The following is a 7348-nucleotide window of genomic DNA, read 5'->3' as shown; positions in this document are numbered from 1 at the left end:
CTGCCTTCTATATTGGCAAGGACAAAACCCAACTCGAGATTACCTTCATTGCCAACACTGCGACCTTGTATTTGTCCCTTCTAGATTTCAGTTATGTTCAGAAGAAGAAAAAAAAATATACGATCAACATGAAAACAATCCGCAGGATGAACGCTACCGAAAATTCCTCGGAAGACTATTTGCCCCGATGAGCACCATGCTTTCAAAACCTAGCAAAGGGCTCGATTTTGGGTCAGGGCCAGGACCAACGCTTTCCAAGATGTTTGCAGAGCAAGGTCATCAATGCGCTATTTACGATAAGTTCTACGCAAACGATACAAGCACGCTCGGAAAAGACTACGGGTTTGTTAGCGCTACAGAGGTTGTCGAACACCTTGCCAACCCTAAGGACGTCTTTGGAATGCTTTTCAGCCTCACTGAAAAAACCAAAGGGCCAGTTGGAATAATGACAAAGCTACACCCCCAAGACCGAAAATCGTTCATGCAATGGCACTATAAAAATGACCCAACCCACATTGCTTTCTTTAGCCACATAACAATGGAAAAGCTTGCAAAAAGCTATGACAGAGACCTTCTTATACTTGGCACGGATGTCGTTATATTTACCAACAAGAAAAGAACATCATAAAAAAAGCGACTATTAAGTCGCTCATGCTTTCTCTAAAGTTCAGCGAGCAAGTTAGTTATGTTGTGCCTTGGACTGCGGCCCGGTTTGATGCTCAACAACTCCTGCCTCAGCTTCGACAACCTTTTTCGTCCCAGACATTACGCCAATCATAAACAAGAATTCGCACACCACGAACAACGGCCCTATTAACAGACCCGATAAATCGTCTACAAAGGCTGGTTTTTTGCCTTCATAAAAGTGCCCGACAAACTGAAAGACCCAACCAACCACGAACAGCCCAACACCCCACGCCAGCCAAACAGCCGTGCTCGAAGCTGCGATTCCTTGTGAAAAATACAAGCAAACACTGAATAGCGCCGTCATTAACACCGCTAGCGGAACACTTAACATCAGGTAATAGACCGAAGCGGCACACACAAGCAAATGCGAAGGCGTTAAAGCAAAACCAAACAGAACAAACTCAGGCCTTGCTAAAAGTACGGTGATCGCAAACACGATCATAGGAATGCCAATAAAATGTGTCGCGATATTGCGCGGGTCACGGTGATACTTTGCATACATAGAAAGCTGGTCGGTGAGCGTTTTCATTCTTTACAGTCCTTGATCTTGGTGGAGTGAGACATCTTAAAACGAAGTGCGAGGAGAATAGTAAAACGAAGTGACGCGCAAATCTGTCATGTAGCCGACACTTTAAGACGGCATCGCCGCTAACTTGAGCGCCTCCAAATCCCGCACCTTGATCTTTCCATACTCTAACGAGATAACTCCCCGCTCCTCTAGCCCCCGAAGAATCTGATTAGCGGTCTGCCTTGAAATCGAGAGCATCGCCGCTAAGCTCGCTTGATCAACATTGATCACCAAATCAGAACGAATCTGATTGAGAGCCGCATTCTCCGCCATCAGGAAGATGCGCTTTGTAAGTCGTTTTGACGCCGGCAGCAATGCCATATCTTCAATAAGACCAAAACTAAGCCGCAGCTTATTTGAAAGCATAATGCCGAAGTCTCTCCAATAAACAGGCTTTAAAGTCAGCAAGGCCTCCAAACTACTCTGAGGTATAAACAGCAAATCAGTATCAAGGGCCGCGACAGCATCATGCGTGCGCGGATCACTATCAAACAACGCGAGCTCTCCAAACCAATCTGGTGGATCGATAAAAGTGAGTAAAGACTCTTTACCCTCTTTGTTGTGGCCGGAAATTCGAATGCTTCCATCCAAGACCGCAAACACACCATTGGCAGACTCTCCTCGACTGAAAAGTCGCTGCCCCGCTTCTATGGATTTCAGATGCGCCCGCTCAAGCACATCGGATTTGAAGGCGTCACTCCTACTCGAAAACCACTTGCCGTTTTCCAAGACACTCTGAAACTCGTTCATCGCGGCCCCCTAACTATCGAAGCACTCTCATGGGTGGAGCTCTGAGAGAGCTGCGCAATAAGACATAACCTAGACTACCAAGTACAAGTGCACTTAATAGCGGGAAACTTAGCCACAAACCGGCATGAATGACCACTTCTGAGCTTAAAAACAGCCCGGTTACCAGATTTAAACCAAGTTCAGCGCAGAACAAGCCTGCCGCCGCACCCACAGCACCTAGCGCTGCGAATTCAATAAAATAACTCGCACGCAAGGTTTTGGCTGTCACACCAAGCGTTCGCATGATACCCGCTTCTCGCTCTCGCTCCTGCAATTTCGCAGCCGTGATTGCTGAAACGACAAGCAGGCTGGCTGCGAGAATCATCGATAGAACTAACTCCAACATTAAGCTGACTTGAGCAACAATCCCGCGCACCTTATCAATCAATGCGTCTACCTCAAGTATGCTCACTGTTGGAAATTGACGACCAATCTTATTCAGGAGCACCTTACCGTTAGCATCCAGATGAAACGAAGTGATGTAGGTTCTTTCATAGTCATCCAAACCTCCAGGCTCAAAGAACACATAGAAGTTTGGCTGCATGCTATCCCACTGCACACTTCGAATACTCTCCACTTTTGTCTCGATTCGACGTGGACCAATGGAAAAGCTCAATGCATCCCCAACTGAAATGCCGATATTTTCAGCTAATTCAGCTTCGACTGAAACGCCCGTCAGCGGCGATGAATCCTCATCAAACCAACGCCCCTTAAGAATTTCGTTATCAGCGGGTAATTTTCCCACCCAACTAAGATTCAGCTCTCTATTTAGAGCACCAACGTCTTTTGTGACCGCTACTTTCACATCAACACCATTGATGTGACTCAAGCGCCCTCTCACCATCGGGTAAAGACGGGATGGCTCTATACCCTCGTCTTCGAGAACAGCGTTGAGCTCGGGTATTTGGTAATCCCGAATATTGATGAGAAAGTGATTAGGCGCATCTTCGGGGAGCTGCGCCTGCCACTGAACAAGCAAAGAGTCCCTCACAATAAAAATAAACGCCAAAAGACAAAGCGCAAAAGCGTAAATGCTGGCTTGAAAAACAGTCTTTGATGGCTCTGCCTTCAAATGATCGAATGCCAGCGAAAGCGCGCTTCCACGGCGTCGCAACAAAATATCCGCTGAGACAAACCTAACAAGCAAATACACGATGCTTCCAACAACCAAAACTAAGGCCAAACCAGAAACTAAAAACAACAAAACAAGGCGGAGATTTTCGGTATAAACCACCAGTAAGCACGCAAGCAAACCGGCCACAAACAAATAGGCTACCCGAGAACCGCTTGCGAGCCTCCCAGACTCCGGGCGCAAAACAGCATGAGGACTAACGGACCTTAATGACAGAATTTGTGGTAACGAAAAGCCAATTACCGAGATAGACGTCATCAGAGCAGCAACCCATACCGATGACGCCTGCAACTGAAACTGCGAGCTTAGATCAATTCCTTCAAACAACGGTCTAATGATATCGAGCATATAGCTCGCTATGAGACTACTCACGAGAATGCCCAGAATCACAATAACCAAGGAAAGCGCGATCAGCTTACTAAGAAAAACGAGGAGGACATCTCTAGGCGTAAAACCGAGCGTTTTTAGAATCGCAACATCAATGACTTGCTGACTCGCATATTGCCGCGCAGATAGAGCGATGGCCAAGCTGCCAAGTAACACAGCGAGGCTAGATGCCAGAATAAGGTAAGACTCAGACCGTTCGATAGCGCTTGCGATAGCCGGCCTTCCGCCCTGCACACCTTGATAACGCTGACTCGAATTAACTCGGCTCTCAATCCAGGAATCGAATTCTTGCAGAGAATCAGTATCACCAGCGAAATAATAACGCCATTTTGCACGACTTCCGGGCTGAAGAACCTCAGTGCGCGCGACATCCGATCGATGAATCAAGACTCTTGGTTGTAAGCCTCCGATGTTAAAGCCAACATCGGGCTCTTGAATCAACGCACCAGCAAGCGCAAAGTCGGCCTCGCCTATTGCAATACTGTCTCCGACAGACACGCCAAGCAAATTAAACAGTCTGCTTTGCATGACACCTTTGCCTTGCTGCACAGCGATAGAGCTCGGACTTAACTTAAGCTCGCCCTTCAATGGATACGCTGAATCTACCGCCTTTACCTCAACCAATTGTGCGCCATCGTCAGAAAAAACCATCGTGCGAAACTCGACCGCCAAAGAACGTTTCAACCCTAGTTCATCCGACTTTGCGAGCCACGCTTCTGGCACCTCGCGAGGACTGACCAATTGACGATCTCCAGCCAATAACTCACTAGATGAAGTCACCAAGGTTTGCTTCATAAAATCCGATAAGGACAGAATGCTGACAACAGCAATAACGGAGACAAGACCAGACAAAAACAACAAGCGAAGCGATGTCAACTTGCGCTGCTGAGATAGCGATATAAATGCATGCTTTAGAAGCAAGCCGATCCCCGCACCAGTGTTAGGACGCGACATCTATAACGACCCCCTTCTCCAAGCGAATTTGCTGATCGCATCTCGCCGCAAGATCTTCATCATGCGTTACGAGCACTAGCGTAGTGCCTTGCTCTTTATTAAGTTGAAACAAACTTTCCACTATCTCTGAACCGGTATCACCATCGAGATTGCCCGTTGGCTCATCAGCAAAGAGAATCTGCGGTTCGCATGCGAAAGCGCGGGCGATTGCAACTCGCTGCTGCTCGCCACCAGACAGTTGCTTTGGCAGATGCGACAATCGGTCAGCTAAGCCCATTTTTGTGAGGAAGGCTTGCGCTCGAACCTTCGCATCCTTCATACCTTTTAGCTCCATAGGGAGCATGACATTTTTTAAAGCACTTAAATGATCAAGCAGATGAAAAGATTGGAACACAAAGCCCACCGATTCGCCTCGAACAGCAGCACGCTCATCTTCAGTCATCGAACCAAGCTCGTTCGATCCAAGCCGGACGGTCCCCGCAGAAGGGGTATCTAAACCAGCTAAAATTCCGAGCAAGGTTGTCTTACCCGAGCCGGACCTTCCTACTATTGCACACGAGCCACCCAGCGGAACTTCGAAGCTTATATCCGTTAAGACATCCAGCACCGAGTCGGGTAACTGAACCGATTTGGACACATTATTGGTAGATAGAGATAGTGCTTTTCTTGGCTTTTGAGTTAGCATAAATAATTCTAATTTTTTGGAGTGTTTAAGTGCGCTTACCGCTGATCATCATTCTTTCCCTATTCAGCTTACTGATAACTACGCATAAAGCGATAGCCGCAGATGAACAAGAGATTAAAATATTAGTCATGGGGGATAGTTTGAGTGCAGCTTATGGCATCCCCAAAGAACTTGGCTGGGTTAACCTCCTGCGAACCGAGTTAGGTGATGACTATTCGGTGATCAATGCCAGCATCAGTGGTGAAACAACGGGGGGCGGTTTAGCTGCTTTACCCCGGCATCTTGAGGAATATCAACCTGATCTAGTCATATTGGAATTAGGTGCAAATGATGGCCTGCGCGGCTTTCCTATCCCCCGAATGCGATCGAACCTTGAAGCGATGATTACGTTATCGTTGCAATCCGGCGCCCGCGTAATGCTGGTCGGAATACATATTCTGCCCAATTATGGGCGCAGATATACCGAGTCGTTTTATGCGGTATATCCAGAGTTAGCGGAAAAGTACGCGCTGAGCCTCGTTCCGTTCCTCCTAGACGGCGTCGCGCTCAATCCTGAATTAATGCAAGATGATCAATTACACCCCACCGCCGAAGCACAGCCACGGTTATTAAAAAACGTCCTATCTGCTCTGCAAGACGAACTAGAGGTAATTAGGGACAATTAAACCTTGGAGTTCAAGAATTCTAGCCCCTCACTCTCTGAAAAGTAGATTTGTTTGTCGGCCATGTAACCTACATGTCCGCCATATTTAGTTAGCTTAAGGTGGAAGTTTGGATTTCTCTCAGCAACATCAACCGGATAACAGCTTTTACTTAAGAACGGGTCGTCCGTCGAGGTGATCAACGCAGTAGGCACCTCTATAGAGTCAAGATGAGGGAGACTGCTGCTTTTAAGCCAATAGTCCAACGCACTGTCAAAACCATTCAACGGCGCGGTGTAACGCTCATCAAACTGGGCAAAGGTCTTAATCTTTTTAAATCCATCCAACGATATGTCATCTGGATACAATCTTTGTTTTTGCCGCAATTTCTCCTCGAGAGTGGATAGAAAATTGCGCATATATATACGGTTTGTTTTCTTAGCCAATACTTTCGAACTGCTCACCAAATCGCAGGGCACCGAGAACGCTAGCGCTGCTTTTACCTCCGTCGGTAAATACTGCTTCTCGCGCGATACGTATAATAGAGTCTTGTTCCCGCCGATACTGAATCCACACAACGCAATTTTATCGTAGCCTCGGCTTATCGCTTCGCGTACAAGCAGATCAAGATCTTCTGTCGATCCACTATGGTAGTTCTGCAGCCTCTTGTTCGGCACGCCCGCACAACTTCTATAATTCCAGGCAAGCACATCCCAGCCAGTGTCCAATGCTTGTGCGGCCATGCCAAGAACATAAGGGCGCCGGCTGTTGCCCTCCAAACCATGACTTATAATCAGCAAGCGTTTAGCGCTTGCACAATACCAATCGATATAAAGCTCATCACCATCCGGAGTTGCCAACACCTCCTCCATTGGAAGCTGCTTCAAGTGACGAACCTTACGAAACGAAGCAAGCACGGTATGAATGTGCGGATTTCTAAGCAAAAAAGGCGGGCGGTAAGAAAGGTGTTCAACAGGCATAAACGCCGCTCATCTGGTTGATTTATAAACAAAATTTGGAGCCAAATGTTAACACGTACAAATAATTCAAATAAGCGCGTTTTTTTTGTTGACGCTTTTTTTTGATCTGGGTAGTATTCGCGCCGTTGAGAAGTTCCCCGATAGCTCAGTTGGTAGAGCAACGGACTGTTAATCCGTGGGTCGCTGGTTCGAGCCCAGCTCGGGGAGCCAATTCTCCCTTCCTCTCAACAACATTCCTTGAAACGTATACAACGGATCCGTGGCAAACTCCATGACTTTGCCTAGTTCGAGCCCAGCTCGGGGAGCCAATTCTCCCTTACTCTCAACAACATTCTTTGAAACGTATACAACGGATCCGTGGCAAACTCCATGACTTTGCCTAGTTCGAGCCCAGATCGGGGAGCCAATTCTCCCTTCCTCCCAGCAACATTCTTTGAGATGCATACTACTGATCCCAAGCAAACGCGCCAAATGCCTCTTGATCAGTGCTAGATAGCGCCCCGCCAGCTTACATTTACTACAATG

7 protein-coding genes and 1 tRNA gene are annotated in these 7348 nt (G+C 47.3%); 3 read left to right on the top strand and 5 right to left on the bottom strand.

Annotated features, from left to right (window positions below):
• Positions 1 to 628: class I SAM-dependent methyltransferase (locus A3751_RS11110; protein ID WP_068455804.1), on the top strand; the 628-nt coding region annotated here is incomplete at its 5' end.
• A gap of 51 nt (positions 629 to 679) precedes the next feature.
• On the opposite strand, the gene A3751_RS11105 is transcribed toward A3751_RS11110, so the two are convergent.
• The 4 genes from A3751_RS11105 to A3751_RS11090 all read right to left on the bottom strand — a co-directional run bounded on the left by A3751_RS11105 (position 680) and on the right by A3751_RS11090 (position 5202).
• Positions 680 to 1216, bottom strand: coding sequence for a DUF962 domain-containing protein (locus A3751_RS11105; protein ID WP_068455801.1), 537 nt, complete (start codon positions 1214 to 1216; stop codon positions 680 to 682).
• A gap of 102 nt (positions 1217 to 1318) precedes the next feature.
• Complete coding sequence (locus tag A3751_RS11100; RefSeq protein WP_068455800.1) at positions 1319 to 2005, bottom strand: Crp/Fnr family transcriptional regulator; 687 nt, start codon at positions 2003 to 2005, stop codon at positions 1319 to 1321.
• Between the two features lie 13 nt (positions 2006 to 2018).
• Positions 2019 to 4517 carry an ABC transporter permease gene (locus A3751_RS11095; protein WP_068455797.1) on the bottom strand — a complete coding sequence of 833 codons (2499 nt, stop codon included), beginning with the start codon at positions 4515 to 4517 and terminating at the stop codon, positions 2019 to 2021.
• Positions 4504 to 5202, bottom strand: a complete 699-nt coding sequence (locus A3751_RS11090; protein ID WP_068455795.1) for an ABC transporter ATP-binding protein — start codon at positions 5200 to 5202, stop codon at positions 4504 to 4506. The genes A3751_RS11095 and A3751_RS11090 overlap by 14 nt, the downstream gene beginning before the upstream one ends.
• Before the next feature lie 29 nt (positions 5203 to 5231).
• Between A3751_RS11090 and A3751_RS11085 the strand changes: the two genes are divergently transcribed.
• On the top strand, positions 5232 to 5867 hold the full coding sequence (locus tag A3751_RS11085) for an arylesterase (RefSeq protein ID WP_068455792.1): 636 nt from the start codon (positions 5232 to 5234) through the stop codon (positions 5865 to 5867).
• On the opposite strand, the gene A3751_RS11080 is transcribed toward A3751_RS11085, so the two are convergent.
• A complete protein-coding gene (locus A3751_RS11080) occupies positions 5864 to 6823 on the bottom strand; it encodes a YheT family hydrolase (protein ID WP_068455790.1) in 960 nt (319 codons plus the stop codon). The genes A3751_RS11085 and A3751_RS11080 overlap by 4 nt on opposite strands.
• 134 nt (positions 6824 to 6957) lie before the next feature.
• Here A3751_RS11080 and A3751_RS11075 point away from each other — a divergent pair.
• A tRNA-Asn gene (locus tag A3751_RS11075) sits at positions 6958 to 7033 on the top strand.
• Positions 7034 to 7348: the final 315 nt, after the last annotated feature.

This window comes from Oleiphilus sp. HI0080 (assembly GCF_001635135.1).
The sequence above is the reverse complement of the archived record's forward strand: the minus strand, read 5'-3'. Positions and strand labels throughout refer to the sequence as shown.

What these genes read in the sequence shown, in the direction of transcription:
- A3751_RS11105 (WP_068455801.1), bottom strand. Translation starts at nt 1,216, where the DNA reads ATGAAAACGCTCACCGACCAGCTTTCTATGTATGCAAAGTATCACCGT.
- A3751_RS11100 (WP_068455800.1), bottom strand. Translation starts at nt 2,005, where the DNA reads ATGAACGAGTTTCAGAGTGTCTTGGAAAACGGCAAGTGGTTTTCGAGT.
- A3751_RS11095 (WP_068455797.1), bottom strand. Translation starts at nt 4,517, where the DNA reads ATGTCGCGTCCTAACACTGGTGCGGGGATCGGCTTGCTTCTAAAGCAT.
- A3751_RS11090 (WP_068455795.1), bottom strand. Translation starts at nt 5,202, where the DNA reads ATGCTAACTCAAAAGCCAAGAAAAGCACTATCTCTATCTACCAATAAT.
- A3751_RS11080 (WP_068455790.1), bottom strand. Translation starts at nt 6,823, where the DNA reads ATGCCTGTTGAACACCTTTCTTACCGCCCGCCTTTTTTGCTTAGAAAT.